We start from the raw sequence: 15283 nt of genomic DNA on the forward strand, positions 1-15283 counted from the left end.
TTAGATCAGTTTTGAGATTCGAGCCTACTCCAAGGAGCAGGATCAAAGCCGCTATTCAAACCGCAGCCGGCATTGATATCGCTCGGGTCGGAATAATAATCCAAATCATCCGCTTTAGCCGATGCTAGAGTTGTTTGAGATGAAACACCGGAGAGGTCCGGGCAGACATAAGTTTTGCCGTCTTTAACGGTCCATCGATACCAAGAATAATTCCCTTGGGAAAAAGAGGAATCTCCACGGAAGCGTACATAGATCACTTTTTTATTCGTGTCGATCTCTTGGATATCACCGTATAAATAGCTATTGCCGTAAGTCGCGTCGAACATAGTTTGTGCGATTAGGGAAAGAGAGATATTATATGTTCCTACGATCTCATTTCCCGGTGCAGTATAAGTTCCGCCCGCATAATCAGTAGTTCCGTTATAATAATTATAGTTACCTGCGATCGGGTTTAATCCGGCTACGGCAACTAAGGCAAGTACGTTTTCATTGTCCGATTTTTTGGTTTCTCCTAGATCGAAACAATTCGCGAACACGAATAATGAACAAACGGCAAACGTTATCGCCGCCAACTTTGTGAATTTTCTCATTTTCCTCTCCTGATTTCTGCCGGATATCGCAGAAAAAGAAAATAAAAGCAAAATAACGTTAGTCGATCATTGACCGTAGAAAGATCAGAACGATTTTGTATTTGCGGTGGTTTTCTTTTTCCGTTCGAGAGCCCCGACATTTTAGCTTTCGGGGCCCCATCGCAGAAAGCGCGGATGCGCTAAAGAGCGAGATTTACGATACCCCCCAACCTCGAGGTTAAAGTATCGCGGGGAAGATCTGGCTTATTCCGTTTAAAACGGACATCACAGTTGCGGGTCAGCGCGGGATTTTCACCCGACTTCCTCCCTGAAAGCGTAATTCCAGATTTTGGTTTAGCACTTCCCCTGGCAAGGGAAAAACTATTGGGATATAAAAGCAGTGTATTCCTTGCAATATCCGGATAAATCGACGATATTCTAAACATAAGAACGATTAGGAAGGATTCGGTACATAATTTCAGATCGATAAGACATTCTAATCCACAAAAAATTCGGGAAAGATCTTTCATAGACCGAAAATAAAAGAGAGAGTTCTAATAAAACTTCCAAGAGGAATACGATGAAAATTACCCGATCCACTTTTCTAAAAGCCGGAATTTTAACTGCCGCAGCTTTCTTGGGAAGTCGTAAGGGAAATTTATCCGCTCAGAATACGAACTCAGGGAAAAAAGTAATCGTACTTGGCGGAGGACTTTCAGGACTTTATTCGGCATACATCTTAGGAAAAACAGGAAGTAAAGTAACTCTGATCGAAGCCACAGATAGAGTGGGAGGAAGAGTAAGATCGATACAAGATCCTTCCGGTCACGTCGTGGATCTAGGAGCAGAATGGGTTTCATCCGAAGATAAAACTGTTCGCAGTTTAGTTAGAGAGTTAGGATTAAAATTACAATCTTCTCCATTGGTCCCGGATCTATTTTTGGGAACTTATAAGAAGGCAGGTGCCTGGGAACTTTCTACTAAATCCCAAGAGATCCTGAACAAATTAGTATCACAAAATTCTAAATTAGATACTGCACAACAACAAGCGTTAGATCGTATCAGCATTTATAATTATCTAGTATACCAAGGAGTCAGTCCGGAAGATCTGACCTTACTTGGTCATAAACTTTCTCTTCATTATGGAGATAGTATTCGAGTTCTATCCGCTGAAAAAGTTTTGAGTGATCTTGCACAATTCCCTCAAAGGAATAGCAAGATAGAAGGTGGAATGGAAAGTATCGCCAAAACTCTGGTGATGAATATAGAAAACACAGAATTCGTTTTTTCGGATCCTGTTCTTTCAGTGGATCAGGATCCCACAGGGGTTACGGTTACCACCGCTTCCGGAAGAAAATTCAGCGGTTCTACTTGTATCTGCACTTTACCTGCAAATCAAATCTCTAATGTGAAATGGAACCCGGGATTAGATAAGGAAAAACTTTTAGCGGCACTAAGAGTTCGTTATTCTCAAATTTATAAATTATTTTTGGTATTAAAAGAATCTCCTTGGGAATCTTCTCCATTTGCGGTTCATTCGGATGCGGCAGCTCAATTTTTATACGACGCCGGTACCAAGTCCGATACTTCGGACAAGGTTTTAGGAGTGATCGCTAATGGTGACAGATTTTCCGTATTTGATACTGCCAACCAAGACCAAAAGGTAGAATATATTCGTCTGACTCTGGATCGTCTAGGTCTGAAAAAAGATCTACAGATCCAAAGATTCTATTTTACGGAACCTAAAAAAGATTACGTTCCGAACGGAATTGCCGAGTTTCCACCGGGAAGTTTTGGGTCGGAGATCATTCTAAGAAAACCGTTTGATCGTATCTTCTTCGCGGGTGAACATACCGGAGAAATTACCGGAACAGTAGAGGCTGCATTGAGTTCGGCGATCAAGGCTGTGAACTTAGTATAAAACAAAAAAGCCCGGAAACTCCGGGCTTTTTCCATTTTGCAAAAATAGAATTTTAATCTTCGATTACGCTCATTGCGTATTCGGAGATCGCATCCCTTCTTTGTTCCGCAAAGTCTTTATGGAACCAAAGGTTCTGGATCTTAGAAGCTTCTTTTTTGTTTCCGATGGTGATCTTGGTCATACACTCATCTACTGCAAATTTCATTGCTTCTTTTCCTGTCTCTCCAAGTCCTTTATTCCGTTTTTTGCGGACGATCTGGCCGCCTGATTTTTCGACTCGTTTGACTAGAGCATCATAATCCTTATCATCGATACAGAATACAGTCTCTGCTTTTTTAGAATCTCCACCTTTAATATCCACCTCGTAAAGAGGAGCGCTGGATATATGGATAAGTCCTAATTCAAAAAGTTCGGGCCAATACTCATAAAAGAAAGAAAGCATCAAGGAACGGATCGCGTATCCGTCAAAGTCCGCATCAGTGATGATACTTACTTTATCGTAATTTAGTTCTTCTATGGACTTTACTTTTTGGTCCAGAGGAAGTCCCAGGATCGCTACTATGTTCTTTAATTCTTCGTTTGCGATCGCTTTTGCAAGAGAAACTCCCTTACAGTTCATAGGTTTTCCTCTCAAAGGGAACAAACCGTGAAGTTTAGGATTTCTTGCGGGACGAAGACCAGCGATTGCCGAGTCTCCTTCCGCTACGAATAAAACCCGACCCGGATCATTCGGCTTACCTGTTGGAGGCATGAGTTTAGGAATATTCATCTTACTTGCTTTTTTAAGTCCGCGTTGTGCGTCTTCGAAAGCTTTCAACTGAGTCCTTTTCTCCATCTGGAGTTTAACTTCTTCCAATAAGCCGGTTTTTTTAATGAACTTATCTAAGTGTTTATCTACCGCATTACGAATATCTTCGTTCAAGTCATTGATCAGATAAGACTTATCCTGAGACTTAAAACGAGGATTCAATAACCTCATGTTCACATACATGTGGAAGCAGTTCCTTACGTCGTTACGAGTACAGCTCGTTTTGAGTTTTTTCTCTAAGGAAACGATCTGGCTTTTTTTACGGACCTCGTCGCAAAGCCTGTTTTCCAGATACTCGATAGCGGAACCGCCTTGGGGAGCGAAGATCGAGTTCACCCAAGTCAGGTTTTTGTTCTGACCGATCACTAAGTATGCTTCCAGATGTAATTGGGATCCGGTAGCTGGAGCATTATAATCCATTTTATAGTAAGTCAGATCCGAATGGGAGAATATCTCATCCAAACCTTTTTTGAATTTATACTTTTCCTTCTTACCTTTATGAACGAACTGCACTTCCAATCCTGGATTAGTCATTGCGATGTCCTGCAGATACTGTTTCATCAGATCCACATTGAAGGAAGTGTCCAGGTTATTGAAATATTTCGGATTCAGTTCGAATTCGACAGCAGTTCCATGATCTTCTTTAGAAGCCTTTTCGATCGCTTCTATCATATTCGTTTTTTTACTGATCGGAACTAATTTTTCGATCTGATCTTTTGTAAGAAGAGGGCAGTCGTCAAATTTTCCGTGCTCATCAAAGTATAAGAAAGCTCTTTCAGTATCTTCTTTGGAAAGTTTATAAGAACGGATCTGTTTCTTTGCGTCTTCGTGAATAGTGAACAGCTTTTTGAAAGTACTGCCGTCATTGGTAGTTTTTACTTTAAAGTAAGAAGAGACCATTCTTACCAAAGAAATACCCACACCATTCTGACCGGCCACATGGTCTTGTTTTACATGGTCGTCAAAGTTCTCTCCATACATCAAATGCAGATATACACCTTCCGCATTCTTTGCAGGGATCCCTCTTCCGTTGTCGGCAACTGTTACGGTCTTTTTGTCGGAAGAAAGTTGGATGATCAGTTTGGACATCTTGTCCTTTTCAGGAATAGACTTGTCCTTTTGGTTTTTGCGGTATTCGTCCACCGCGTTCATACAAGCCTCGTCCAAACATTTTAATTTCGCAGGAACATCTTCCAATTCCTCGTGTACGATCTCGTATAAATTGCCGCTGTTCTTACGGAAAAAATGCTGCTCGAATGTGGAAGCAGAGTTTTGCCCCAACCACATTCCGGTCCTCATCCTTACGTGTTCAACGTTGGAGAGTTTTTTGAAGTTCCGTTCCCCTCCGGTCGCGGGCTTCTTTTCGGTTTTGGTTTTAGCAGTGCTCATTCCTTGTCCCATTTATCTTTCAGCTCGGATAATTCTCCGATCATGAATTCTGTTAATTTTTTATCTTCTTTCACAAGCCCTTGGTATCTGGAAAGGGCGGTTTTTGCTTCTACGATGGCTTCTTCACATTTGCGAACTTCTTCCAAAGTCATTCTGTAAATTGGAATAGATGCTAACCATTCATAGTACACGAATTTCGCTTTTTGGAGTTTATCCTCGAAATCCTTTTTGGATTTAATACCGATCACTTTTTCGTTCCACTTTTCTTTGATAAAGCGGATCAACTCCGAGTTTCTTTCGATCTTCTCTTGTTCCAAACCTGCCAAACGTTTGAATCTGCGGATCAAGTGGGTCTTTCTGAAATCGCAGAAACGTTTGATGATCTCTTCCGGTCCGAAGTTTTTCAGACGACCGTCGTAAGTGATCACGTTATTCGCTAAAGTTTGCGTATCTTCTTTGGAGATTACCGCAGCGATCTCTTTCGCGCTAGGTTTTTCTCCCTTCTTATAATTCAATTCTATACGGAACGTTTGGCTGGAATGATCCACATAGTCTTTGAGCCAGGAATCTTTTCTTTCCAGAATATCATCTAGAAGATTGATCACCTTCTCTCTATTCCAGTTCATAGGAGCGTCCGTAAGATAGAGAGTGTCTCCTTCCCAAGTAAAACCGAATGTAGTGGTCATTGTGATATTGCCAGCTTCGGTCTTAGCCATTTTCACTTCTCCCTTGTAATCCTTGTACCAAGGTTTTAAAGGAAGAGGCTTTTTGGTTTTTAGATAATTCATCTGCGAGTTGATGATCGCAGAAAGTTTATGGCCCGGGATAAAACAACGGAAACCGGTTGCAATTCCCATAATATTGTTCAGAAGAACGATCGGAACTTTTCCTACGAAGTGGATCGGTTCGTCTTCCGTTTCGTCGTAATTTTTAACGTAATCTATATCGGGTAAACTTTCGAAAAATCCCAGGTCTTTTACGAAGTCGGAAAGTTTTACCTCAGTGTATCGAGGAGAAGCGATCGCGCTCGGATCCAATACGTCTCCGAAAGTACCTTCTCCAGCAACTAATGGATGATTGTTTGCGAACGTAAAGTCCTGAGCCATCTGAGAAAGAGCATCTTGGATGGATCTGTCTCCGTGAGGGTGATATCCCATCGCGAGTCCCGCTACTTTTACGGTCTTAGTGAAACGGTTACGTGCGTCTGAATTCCACATTGCCCAAAGAATTCTTCTCTGGACGGGCTTTAAACCATCGATTTCGTGAGGAATTGCCCTGGAATCGCAGACATATCGAGAATATTTTCTCTGATCGTCGTTAACTTGGTCCTCAAATGGTATTTTTGGGAAGCTTTCTTTGCCTGGTTTATTGGAATCTTTCATGGGACTTTTATTGCCAAAGGATTTTAGGACGGTTTTACTGTCAACCTTTTAACGTACTACCCGAATTCGTACATACTTTTTAGGAAGAAATCGACTTAAGTTACAGTAATTCTTACTTTCTCGTTGGGAAACACCGATAAGGAAAGAAAATTTCCCGGTTTTTCCTTGAAGATTCGGATGAAAACGGGAAGTTTTTCAAGAAATCCTCTTTTTCCGGCTGTATTTTTTTGGAACCGAAGTCTCGATCTTATCTCACAGCAACATTCTTCTCACTAGGTTTGACCTATTTGTTTTTTTTAATGTCCTGTTCTCTTTTGACGGAATGGACGGAAGAAAAACCTTTAGTCTCCGATCTTCCCGGTATTCGGATCTATACTAATATCAGTTCGATCCCTGCAAGTTCCGAATCTTTCCGGAACCAACCCGGTCATCTTAGATATTTAGTACTGCAGACCCAATCTTCTAAGGAAAAAATTTGGACCGGAGAAGTGGATCTTTGGGAAACCAAAGAAGATTTTCATACTACTCTTCCTAAAGGGGTCGTTTTTCCTAAATTAAGTTTTAAGGCTTCCTTATTCTCAGGTTCGGCTAGATTAGAAGAAGGCGAATTTTCTAATCCTAAATTTATTTCATTTCATCCGCAAGGTGTTCTTTCTTGGAATTGGGAAGGAGAAGGTTTCAGATCGGGGATTCATATCTCTTCTCCTAAACAACTCAATGTTTCCGATTGGGGGATTTTATATAATTTTTCCCAATCAAATATAGTATGGATCGCCAAAGAATACAGAAGTTTAGGTAAGAATGTAGAATTACATTGGGAGAATGTTCGTAATAGCCGGACTAGTTTGAGTACGGATTATACAAGCCCTGGCGGCAGAAGTTTTCCTTATGCGGACTACGATTATAAGAACCAAATCTTCCAGTATGTAAATTTGATAGAAGCTAGACTTCCGGTTTGGACTTTCAGGGAAGAAGGTGAATATCGTTGGGCCTGGGGAATTCTTCCGGAAGATCTATTATCTTCTAAGAACGTATCCCAATGGAAACAGAAGAAAAAGGATGAATTCGTATCGATACATTTTTATGATGCTGCCAATAATATTCCGTTTACTGCCTCGGCCGATTTGAAGAACTATCCAATCATCCTCTTAAAAGATTACGACAATGCCAGAAAATAAGGAAGTTAGAACCAGGTTCGCACCATCACCTACCGGTTTCCTTCATGTGGGCGGAGCTAGAACCGCTTTATTCAATTACTTATACGCCAAATCCCAAGGCGGAAAATTTTTATTAAGGGTAGAAGATACGGATCAAGCCAGATCCACCGAAGAATCTTTTAAAACCATCCTTGAATCCTTAAAATGGTTAGGGATAGAATGGGATGAAGGTCCTCATGTAGGAGGTCCTTACGGTCCTTATGTACAATCCGAAAGGATCTCTATTTATAAAGAATATACCGAAAAGTTGATCTCCGAAGGAAAAGCCTATCGCTGCTTCTGCACCCAAGAAGAATTAGAAGCCAAAAAAAAACAGGCCGAGGCGATGGGAGTCCCTTACGTTTACGACGGACTTCATGCGAACATGAGCGAATCGGAAGTTCAGGAAAAATTGAAAGCAGGAACTCCTTATTCCGTTCGTTTCAAAACTCCTTCTAAAACTTTGATCTTCGATGATATCATCCAAGGGAAAGTGAAGTTCGAAACAAAATTGATCGGTGACTTCATCATAGTAAAATCGGACGGTTTTCCTTCTTATAACTACGCTGTGGTTGTGGATGACGGGCTCATGAAAATTTCTCATGTGATCCGAGGAGTGGGGCACCTTTCCAATACACCCCGCCAGATCCTGATCTATGAGGCTCTGGGATTTCCGGTTCCTGAGTTCGCTCACGCATCCGAGATCGTGGGAATGGACGGTAAAAAATTATCCAAACGTGCGGGAGCTACTTCTATATTAGCATTTCGTGATTTAGGATATTTGCCTGAGACATTCTTGAATTATATGGCTCTACTCGGTTGGACTTCTCCAGACGGTCAGGAATATCTGCCGGGGGACATTCTTCCAAAAACATTCGATGTACATCGTTGTTCCAAATCACCTTCTACCTTTGACGTATTCAAAAAACCGAAAGGCGGGGATGAGGAAGTTGCGACTAACTTCTCCAGTTTGGATCAAATTGCAGAGGCGATGAATCCTAAGTCCAAATTGAATTGGCTTTCTAATAAATACATCAGAGAACTTCCTATCCAAAAGGTAGCCGATAGTCTGGCTCCATTCTTGGAAAACAGAACGGATATTCCGGCGGAATACAGAGATCCGAAAAACAAGGAATTACATTCTCTAGTGGATAGCGTTAGAGTTTATTTGGATAATTTGCGCCAGGCACCCGACTATATCGCAGAATTTTTCGTATCCGACCTGAAAGTAGAGGATGGAGAAGCGAAAGAAATTCTTTCCCAAGAATTTTCTCCAAAAGTGGTCACTACATTTTACGAATTATTAAAAAAGTCGGATCCTAAAACCGATGAAGATTATAAGGCTTTAATGACCCAAGCGGGAGAACAGACCGGCCAAAAGGGAAAGACCCTATTTATGCCGATCCGAGTCTCCGCTACAGGAAAAGCTCACGGACTGGAGTTACCTATCCTATTTCCCCTCTTAGGGAAGGAAAAGCTACTCAAACGAATAGAGAAAATCTCGGTACAAGTAGGAATTTCTTTACCTTAGGATTTTTTCGGGGGATTTTTGTTGCAAAACCCCCCTTTCGGTCTGTATTAATATACAAGAGGACTTCTCAGGCAAGAAATGAGGGATACGGCCGATTCACTTTTGGTTAGGCATCATTCGGGTTCGTACGTTATGTTCCTACCTCCTGACTTAGCTAGCATTCGGGAGTTCAGAAGAGCACTTCGTCAATCCTTAGAAGAGAATACTTTTATCTCTAAAGATATACAGCAGATTGAGCTCGCTGCAGACGAGGCACTCACCAACTCAATCTCCGCAAATTATAATTCCAGTTCCGAAGAAACGATCATCTGCAGATGGATCGTAAACAATTCCAAATTTACTCTATGGATCGTGGACTATGGTTCCGGTCTTAAAAAAGAAAAGATAGAAGAGCAGATAACGGAAGCTAAACCTTCTTCTCTCCAAGACTTCTTAAAAAGAGTAAAAACTTACCAAGAAGGTAAATGTGAAGTTCTTCCTAACAGAGGAAAGCTCACTCAACACAGGAATTTGGGTAAAGGTTTACTGATCATGCAATCCTTAATGGATTCGGTGAAGATCATGTATCACTGCAAAGAAGGAAGAATTTCCTCGGACCCTACCGATTCCAGTATCCGCGGGTCCATTATCGAATTAGCATTCGATTCTAAAAAACACTGACCTTGACTTTAAACGAGTACGCTCAATTTCTTTTAAGTTCTCCCAATTTAGAAGATAAACTATATTCTCCGGAAAAAATGCCGGAAGATATTTTATGGCCGGACTTTTTTCCTAAGGACAGACCGGAACGATCTTCTAAAATCCTTTTCTCGGATAAAAGATCAAAAATGCCTCGGGTGGAACATTTGAATTCCGAGGAGAATAGGATACTTTCTCTCCATCATTTTGCGAATCATGAACTCATGGCTGTGGAGATATTTGCCTGGGCTATATTAAAATTTCAGAATGCTCCTTCTTCCGTTCGTAAAAGTTTATACAAAACGATTTTGGAAGAACAAAAACATCTCAAACTTTATTTGGGATCCATCAGAGAATGGGGAATGGATCTAGGAGATCGCCCTCTCAATTATATCTTCTGGAAACAAATTCCTAATATGCAATCTCTCCAAAAGTTTTTTGCGATCATGGCCTTAACTTTCGAAGGAGCCAATTTGGATTTTTCTATGATCTACCAAAAGGCATTCGAAAAATTCGGGGATCAAAAACGAGCCGATATCATGCAGATCGTTCATGAGGACGAGATCAGTCATGTTAAAAGGGGAGTCAAGGTAGTATTCTCCGATGGGGTTTTGCAAGAACAACAATGGGAAAAGTATCTGGAATATTTGACCCATCCATTCACTCCCAGAAGAGCAAAGGGATTTTTATACTTTCCGGAGCTTAGGACTAAGGCAGGATTATCGCCTGAGTTTGCGGAGGCTTTAGGAGCTTATTCGGACGAATACGATGGCACTACAAATGCCAGGATCGTAAAAAATGTGTTAGGTACGGTTGCAAATTTGCTACCATAAATCGATGGACATCCGCTTTTCTTGGAAAGAAGCTGTAGTTCAGAATATGTTTCGTTTCGTTTCTTTTTCCCGAGTATTGATCCTTTTTTCAGTATTCATTCTACTCATCGCTTGTAATTCAAAAACACCATCCGATTCCAAGATCATTTCCTTAACCATTCCGGAGTCCGAAGAAAAAAGTCCCGACGTGGTCCTGAAAAAATTGGGAAACCTGGACGAGGATCCCGACCTGGAAGTCTTTTCCTTGGTCCGTAACGGGACGGAAGAGATCCTTGCAGTTTTCAAAAAACAAAACGGAGAATGGACGCTCAAATCCAAGATAGGATTTAATCTTCTGAACATCGGACCTTTTATTCATGATCCTAAAACTTCTTCTTGGAAAGCGGGAGAAGATGAGAATGCGAAAGAATCCGGCTATGTAGTTAAAAGAATCCTAATGGAAGAACTTCCCGGAGATTCTTTCAATTCTCTATTTTTAGAAGTTTTAAGTGAAGAACCTCCTTTAGGACTTTTTTCAGTTCCATACGTAATTCGTAAGGGTGAAAAAGTTTTAGATGGTTTAGCTTCTTTAAAAGACCATCAGTTTTTAGCAAAATCAAAGAGGATCGATTTCTCTTATAATAAAGAAGAGAAAAATCTTACCATCTTTCCGAATAATCGTACTTACGCTCAGAATTTTAACTTCAACGGATGGGAATTAGTCCCTGATGTTCCGAGTGTTGCCGCTCCGGGTTTATTAAGTGTAGAAGCTCCCGCAGAATGGAAAAAGGACGTAACATCCGAGGTCGTGATCTGGTTCAAGAACAGAGGATCTTATTCAGGAACTACTTATATCAGTCTTTCTTTTCCTCAAGGAGGAAAAGTAGAGATAGACCAAGGCAAAGAAGGATTGAGATATTATTCTCCCGGATCTTCCGTATATTCTTTCGAAAAAAAATATATAAACTCTAAGGTTCCTCTATTAGAAATTACGAAAGAAGGCTGGGCAAGAAATCATAAGTACGGAGTTCGTTTCAAATACACTCCCGAGGCTGATGGTGTTCCTAATTTACTAGTACGTTCTAGTTCTAAGTCTTATAGGGATACGATCAATCTTCCGACTGATTACAGTTCCGTAAAAACGGAGATAGACCAGCAAGGTTTCAAAAGTTATCCTCTACCTTTGGTTTCAAGAGGAAAGTCCAAATAATAATCGGATAATATCGTGAGTGGTTTCGAAGAACATAAACTTAAACATGCCAAGGTAGAGGTCGTTAGAGCCCAGGTGGAAAGATTCCGCAAATTTTATGCGGACTATTTTCATCTAGAAGAAACGATCTCTATGGTGGAGTATTTTTTCGAAACCATTTACAATTTAGACGGCAAGGAAGCTTGGATGCATCTTGCCTTGGACACATACCAAAAAGTAAAAGGTATGATGAAAGAAACCACTAGGGCCAATCTAGAAACTCTGATCGAATTGAATAATCTAACAGATCATTTGGATTCCGAAATGGCGCAGCTACTCATCCAAAGAGATTGGGATGGTAAAAAACTTTCTAGAGAAGAATACGACGATCTATACAAAGCATACGGTCATAAAGAAGAAAGAGAAAAACAGTTAGAGATAGTACTTCATAACCTTAGGACATTCTACGAGCTAGCTCATAAGCCCATCTCTGCTTATCTGATCCGGCCCGCTAGATTTATGGCATCTTTGTTAGGAGTTTCTCTTTTATTCGAATCAGTGGAGAAGGCGTACAACGCAGTTTTACCTGTATCTCCTGAAATTTTTGTTTCTTTTATCGAGCAAGTGGAGAGAAGAGAGTCGGAATATCTAGAGTCGGCTTTCTTAAATGGAAAGCAGCCTAAGGAGCCGTCTGCTTGAACGGAAGATCACGTTTTTCCAGATACAAAAAGTCTGTCGAAGCCGGAGATGAGAACCGGGACAGATGGCTTTTGACGTATGCGGATATGATCACACTTCTTCTTGGACTTTTTATAATTTTATATTCTATTTCCCAAGTAGACCAAAACAAACTAAAACAAGTTGCCGATTTGGTCAGAGGCGGATTCGGTTTAGGGGAATCTTTTTTTGAAGGTTCCAATATCACATTAGAAGAAGATCCTTTATTACAACCAAGGACCCAAATGTATCGCTTCTGGGAAAGGATCTCTTACGCATTAAAGAAACTGAAAGAGAAAACGAAATTATTCATCGGTATCAACGAAACGGAAGAGATCCGTATCCAAGTGTTCGCACCATCCTTGGGAGAGGGTGAATTCCATCCTGATGAGGATACCGACTTCACTTTTAAAAAAGTGGCCGAAGTAGCACAAGGTATGGATGTGGATATCACGTTGAGAGTCCAAGTGCCTTATGCGGAACAAGCAGGACAAGGTTTCAGAAATATTTGGGAATATAATGCCCATCGCGCAGGATTGATCGCAGAGACATTGGCGGAAAAATATGGGATCTCTAGAGAAAGGCTTTCCGTCCAAGCATATCACGGATTTAGAAAGTTAGGACCGGAGGAAGGTCCCAGCCCGGAAGTAAAAGCTTCCCAAGAAAGAATAGAAATTATCATTCGTAAACGGGGTAAGGAAGAATAAGGAATGATCTCTAAAATAAATAAAACTGTAATTCCTTTAGGATTGGTCCTCGTATTATTAGGAGCGGTCTTTTCATTCGGCTGTTCCAAAAAAAGGAAAGTTCCGGCCGCTGTAGAATCGGTATGGAAAGCGGATCAGAATGGAGTCGAGAATTCCAACGGCTTTGCATGGGTTTCCAAGTATTGTGAGAAGGTCAGACAATGTGCGGATGGCGACATGAAAACCTTAAATCCGGACTCGGAAGCGATTCTAGAGAAAAGACTAAGAAAGGATTTTTGTTTAGAAAAATTTAAAGAATCCAAAGTGTATACATTAGCTGCTCAAGAACCTAAATTGGTTATTGATAGGACTATTTCCTGTTTGAAGTCGGCAACGGAAGCGGACTGCTCTTTGATCAAAAAAGGAGTTTCTGAACTTTCGGAAGATTGTAAGTGGTTACAAACTCTTCAAAACTCTAAAGAGTAAAAATATAAAGGTCTATAAAAGACCCGGGTTATAAACCCAACCGTGGACTAAAGATACGATCTGAATTTTCGGAGGCGAACCTTGCTCAGAGGTATCAAAAGACTGAATCGATACGAGAAAAGATTGCTCAGGATCGCAAAACTGGGCGGCAAACTCGTAAAAATCAACCAAGCAGGTTTTTCTAGACGGACGGATGAGGGTTTTCGTTTTCCGATCTATAGTTTGGAAATAGGGACCAAAGAAGGTCTGGAAAAACATCCTGTGGGAATTACTGCAGGTGTTCATGGATTGGAAACTATAGGGATCCAGATCCTGATCGATTTTTTGGAATATATCATTAGCCCCAAATCCACGGGCTTTCTTCCTGAATTAAAAAAAGGTAAATTAGGATTAGTTGTTATTCCAATCGTGAATCCCGGAGGAGTTGCCGGAAAGACCAGAGCGAATCCCGGAGGAGTGGATCTAATGAGAAACTCAGGCATAGATGCGGAAAAACCTCTTCCTTTTTTTGGGGGCCAAAAGTTCTCCAATAAACTTCCTTATTTTAGAGGACATGGATTAGAACCTGAATCCCGAACACTCTCCAGAACCGTTTTCGAAAAATTCTTCCATGTACAGGATTCTATATTGCCTGTTTTAGATCTTCATTCCGGCTTTGGAACGGTGGATAATGTATGGTGGCCTTATGCTTATACTCATAGACCTTGCACGGATACCGTTTTATACGAAAAGATCGCTTCTCACTTTAAGGATCATTGCGGTCATATCAATTTTGCTTACGGTCCTCAGAGTGCGAGTTATACTACTCATGGAGATCTTTGGGATAAATTTTACGATCATTACCAAGAATTGTATTCAGAACAAGAGAATTGGAATTCTAAATTTCTTCCTTTAACATTGGAAGTAGGGACTTGGTCCGATATCAAAGAAGAACCTATGAAGTTGTTTTCTAAAAAAGGGATTTTTAGACCGGCCGAGCATAATAAGAGCGAGGTTCTAACTAGATACAGAGGATTTTTAAGGGACTTCGTACGATTGGGTTTAACAAAACCGAAAGATTGGACAGACGCCCAGTAATTTTCTCGGTGTTTAAGGAATATTAAGAAGGTCCCAGCTTTTCTAAAATTTCTTTGGGAGTTTCGTAAATCCCTTGGCTTTTATAGATCCAGGCAAGTCGATCCAGTTCTTTTAAATGTTCTAATACTTTAGAATCTTCTAAATTCGGGCTTTTCTTTTTTAGTTTTTTAAGCTCGGTAAAGAAAGAAACATTGTCTCTGTTCCGATTTAAAAGATGCCCCGACAATCCTATACAAGGGCAAGCCTTATTATTATCGATCCACATCCCGCATTCTTTGGATAAAAACTCGGAAAGTTTCTTTTTGGATCTAGAAAGTTTTTGGCGGAAGTTTTCGGAACTGATACTTAAAATTTCGGCTCCTTCTTCGCTGCTCATACCGTAAACCGAGGACAGAACGAATACTATCCTATCCGCCGAATTCAATTTTAATAAAACTGCATGTACGCAGCCGAATCGGATCTCTTCTTCTAAAATTTTATCTTCTACTTGGTCTTCTAAAGAGATCGAGTTAGGTTTTGCCAAATATTCTTGGCGGATCCTGCTCAAATAAACGATATTCTTAGGTCTTTTGACGGTGAGAAGATGATTGCTTGCGATAGAATATACCCAAGTAGTGAACTTACTCTCGAATCTAAATCCGGAAAGTTTATTAGAAATTTTGAATAAGATCTCTTGGGTGGCATCTTCCGCTTCCTGAGGATCCCATAACATTCTTAAGGAAAGATTGAAGATATAGTCTTGGATCTTTTCCAAAAGGGTTTCCATCGCTCTAGGTCTTCCCTCTAGAGCGATTCGGATCGTATCCGTAAACTCGTCTTGTATCGTTACGGATTTTTCCATT

Annotated in this window: 14 protein-coding genes and 1 riboswitch; of the genes, 10 read left to right on the top strand and 4 right to left on the bottom strand. The window is 40.7% G+C overall.

The features are described from left to right. Window positions 1-5: 5 nt before the first annotated feature. Complete coding sequence (locus EHR06_RS16710; protein ID WP_135758026.1) at window positions 6-590, bottom strand: LIC13354 family exoprotein; 585 nt, start codon at window positions 588-590, stop codon at window positions 6-8. A 194-nt stretch (window positions 591-784) separates the two neighbouring features. Further along, a riboswitch (adenosylcobalamin (AdoCbl) riboswitch) is annotated at window positions 785-911 on the bottom strand. Window positions 912-1149: 238 nt separating this feature from the next. On the opposite strand from EHR06_RS16710, the gene EHR06_RS16715 reads away from it, so the two are divergent. Then, a complete protein-coding gene (locus tag EHR06_RS16715) occupies window positions 1150-2490 on the top strand; it encodes a flavin monoamine oxidase family protein (RefSeq protein WP_135758027.1) in 1341 nt (446 codons plus the stop codon). A gap of 52 nt (window positions 2491-2542) precedes the next feature. Here EHR06_RS16715 and EHR06_RS16720 read toward each other — a convergent pair whose 3' ends face one another. Both EHR06_RS16720 and EHR06_RS16725 read right to left on the bottom strand, forming a co-directional pair. After that, window positions 2543-4687, bottom strand: a complete 2145-nt coding sequence (locus EHR06_RS16720; protein ID WP_135758028.1) for a toprim domain-containing protein — start codon at window positions 4685-4687, stop codon at window positions 2543-2545. Continuing rightward, window positions 4684-6069: a DNA gyrase subunit A gene (locus EHR06_RS16725; protein ID WP_135758029.1), complete on the bottom strand. Its 1386-nt coding sequence runs from the start codon at window positions 6067-6069 to the stop codon at window positions 4684-4686. The genes EHR06_RS16720 and EHR06_RS16725 overlap by 4 nt, the downstream gene beginning before the upstream one ends. A gap of 227 nt (window positions 6070-6296) precedes the next feature. On the opposite strand from EHR06_RS16725, the gene EHR06_RS16730 reads away from it, so the two are divergent. From EHR06_RS16730 to EHR06_RS16770, 9 genes are all read left to right on the top strand, one after another. After that, window positions 6297-7247 carry an LIC_13346 family putative lipoprotein gene (locus EHR06_RS16730; RefSeq protein ID WP_135758030.1) on the top strand — a complete coding sequence of 317 codons (951 nt, stop codon included), beginning with the start codon at window positions 6297-6299 and terminating at the stop codon, window positions 7245-7247. Continuing rightward, complete coding sequence (gene gltX, locus EHR06_RS16735) at window positions 7234-8796, top strand: glutamate--tRNA ligase (protein ID WP_135758031.1); 1563 nt, start codon at window positions 7234-7236, stop codon at window positions 8794-8796. Before EHR06_RS16730 ends, gltX begins: the two co-directional genes overlap by 14 nt. Window positions 8797-8874: 78 nt before the next feature. Then, window positions 8875-9456: an ATP-binding protein gene (locus EHR06_RS16740; RefSeq protein ID WP_208757805.1), complete on the top strand. Its 582-nt coding sequence runs from the start codon at window positions 8875-8877 to the stop codon at window positions 9454-9456. Between the two features lie 2 nt (window positions 9457-9458). Then, a complete protein-coding gene (locus tag EHR06_RS16745; RefSeq protein WP_135758032.1) occupies window positions 9459-10307 on the top strand; it encodes a DUF455 family protein in 849 nt (282 codons plus the stop codon). Window positions 10308-10353: 46 nt separating this feature from the next. After that, window positions 10354-11496 (top strand): LIC13341 family surface-exposed protein, encoded by a 1143-nt coding sequence (locus tag EHR06_RS16750; protein ID WP_135758033.1) that lies wholly within the window; start codon window positions 10354-10356, stop codon window positions 11494-11496. Between the two features lie 15 nt (window positions 11497-11511). Beyond that, window positions 11512-12174: an FFLEELY motif protein gene (locus EHR06_RS16755; RefSeq protein ID WP_135758034.1), complete on the top strand. Its 663-nt coding sequence runs from the start codon at window positions 11512-11514 to the stop codon at window positions 12172-12174. After that, entirely contained in the window at window positions 12171-12899 is a 729-nt protein-coding gene (locus EHR06_RS16760; RefSeq protein WP_135758035.1) for a flagellar motor protein MotB, read from the top strand. The genes EHR06_RS16755 and EHR06_RS16760 overlap by 4 nt, the downstream gene beginning before the upstream one ends. A 3-nt stretch (window positions 12900-12902) precedes the next feature. Continuing rightward, a complete protein-coding gene (locus tag EHR06_RS16765) occupies window positions 12903-13364 on the top strand; it encodes an LA_2478/LA_2722/LA_4182 family protein (RefSeq protein ID WP_135758036.1) in 462 nt (153 codons plus the stop codon). An 81-nt stretch (window positions 13365-13445) separates the two neighbouring features. Beyond that, the gene (locus EHR06_RS16770; protein WP_135758037.1) at window positions 13446-14441 is read left to right on the top strand and encodes a M14 family zinc carboxypeptidase; all 996 of its coding nucleotides are present in this window, start codon (window positions 13446-13448) and stop codon (window positions 14439-14441) included. 22 nt (window positions 14442-14463) lie between these two features. Here the strand turns inward: EHR06_RS16770 and EHR06_RS16775 are convergent, their stop codons facing one another. Next, window positions 14464-15282 (bottom strand): RNA polymerase sigma factor, encoded by an 819-nt coding sequence (locus tag EHR06_RS16775; RefSeq protein WP_135758038.1) that lies wholly within the window; start codon window positions 15280-15282, stop codon window positions 14464-14466. Window position 15283 lies beyond the last annotated feature (1 nt).

Origin of the sequence: Leptospira dzoumogneensis (genome assembly GCF_004770895.1) — a bacterium.
GTDB lineage: Bacteria > Spirochaetota > Leptospiria > Leptospirales > Leptospiraceae > Leptospira_B > Leptospira_B dzoumogneensis.

What these genes read in the sequence shown, in the direction of transcription:
- EHR06_RS16710 (WP_135758026.1), bottom strand. Translation starts at nt 590, where the DNA reads ATGAGAAAATTCACAAAGTTGGCGGCGATAACGTTTGCCGTTTGTTCA.
- EHR06_RS16715 (WP_135758027.1), top strand. Translation starts at nt 1,150, where the DNA reads ATGAAAATTACCCGATCCACTTTTCTAAAAGCCGGAATTTTAACTGCC.
- EHR06_RS16720 (WP_135758028.1), bottom strand. Translation starts at nt 4,687, where the DNA reads ATGAGCACTGCTAAAACCAAAACCGAAAAGAAGCCCGCGACCGGAGGG.
- EHR06_RS16725 (WP_135758029.1), bottom strand. Translation starts at nt 6,069, where the DNA reads ATGAAAGATTCCAATAAACCAGGCAAAGAAAGCTTCCCAAAAATACCA.
- gltX (WP_135758031.1), top strand. Translation starts at nt 7,234, where the DNA reads ATGCCAGAAAATAAGGAAGTTAGAACCAGGTTCGCACCATCACCTACC.
- EHR06_RS16740 (WP_208757805.1), top strand. Translation starts at nt 8,875, where the DNA reads ATGAGGGATACGGCCGATTCACTTTTGGTTAGGCATCATTCGGGTTCG.
- EHR06_RS16750 (WP_135758033.1), top strand. Translation starts at nt 10,354, where the DNA reads ATGTTTCGTTTCGTTTCTTTTTCCCGAGTATTGATCCTTTTTTCAGTA.
- EHR06_RS16765 (WP_135758036.1), top strand. Translation starts at nt 12,903, where the DNA reads ATGATCTCTAAAATAAATAAAACTGTAATTCCTTTAGGATTGGTCCTC.
- EHR06_RS16775 (WP_135758038.1), bottom strand. Translation starts at nt 15,282, where the DNA reads ATGGAAAAATCCGTAACGATACAAGACGAGTTTACGGATACGATCCGA.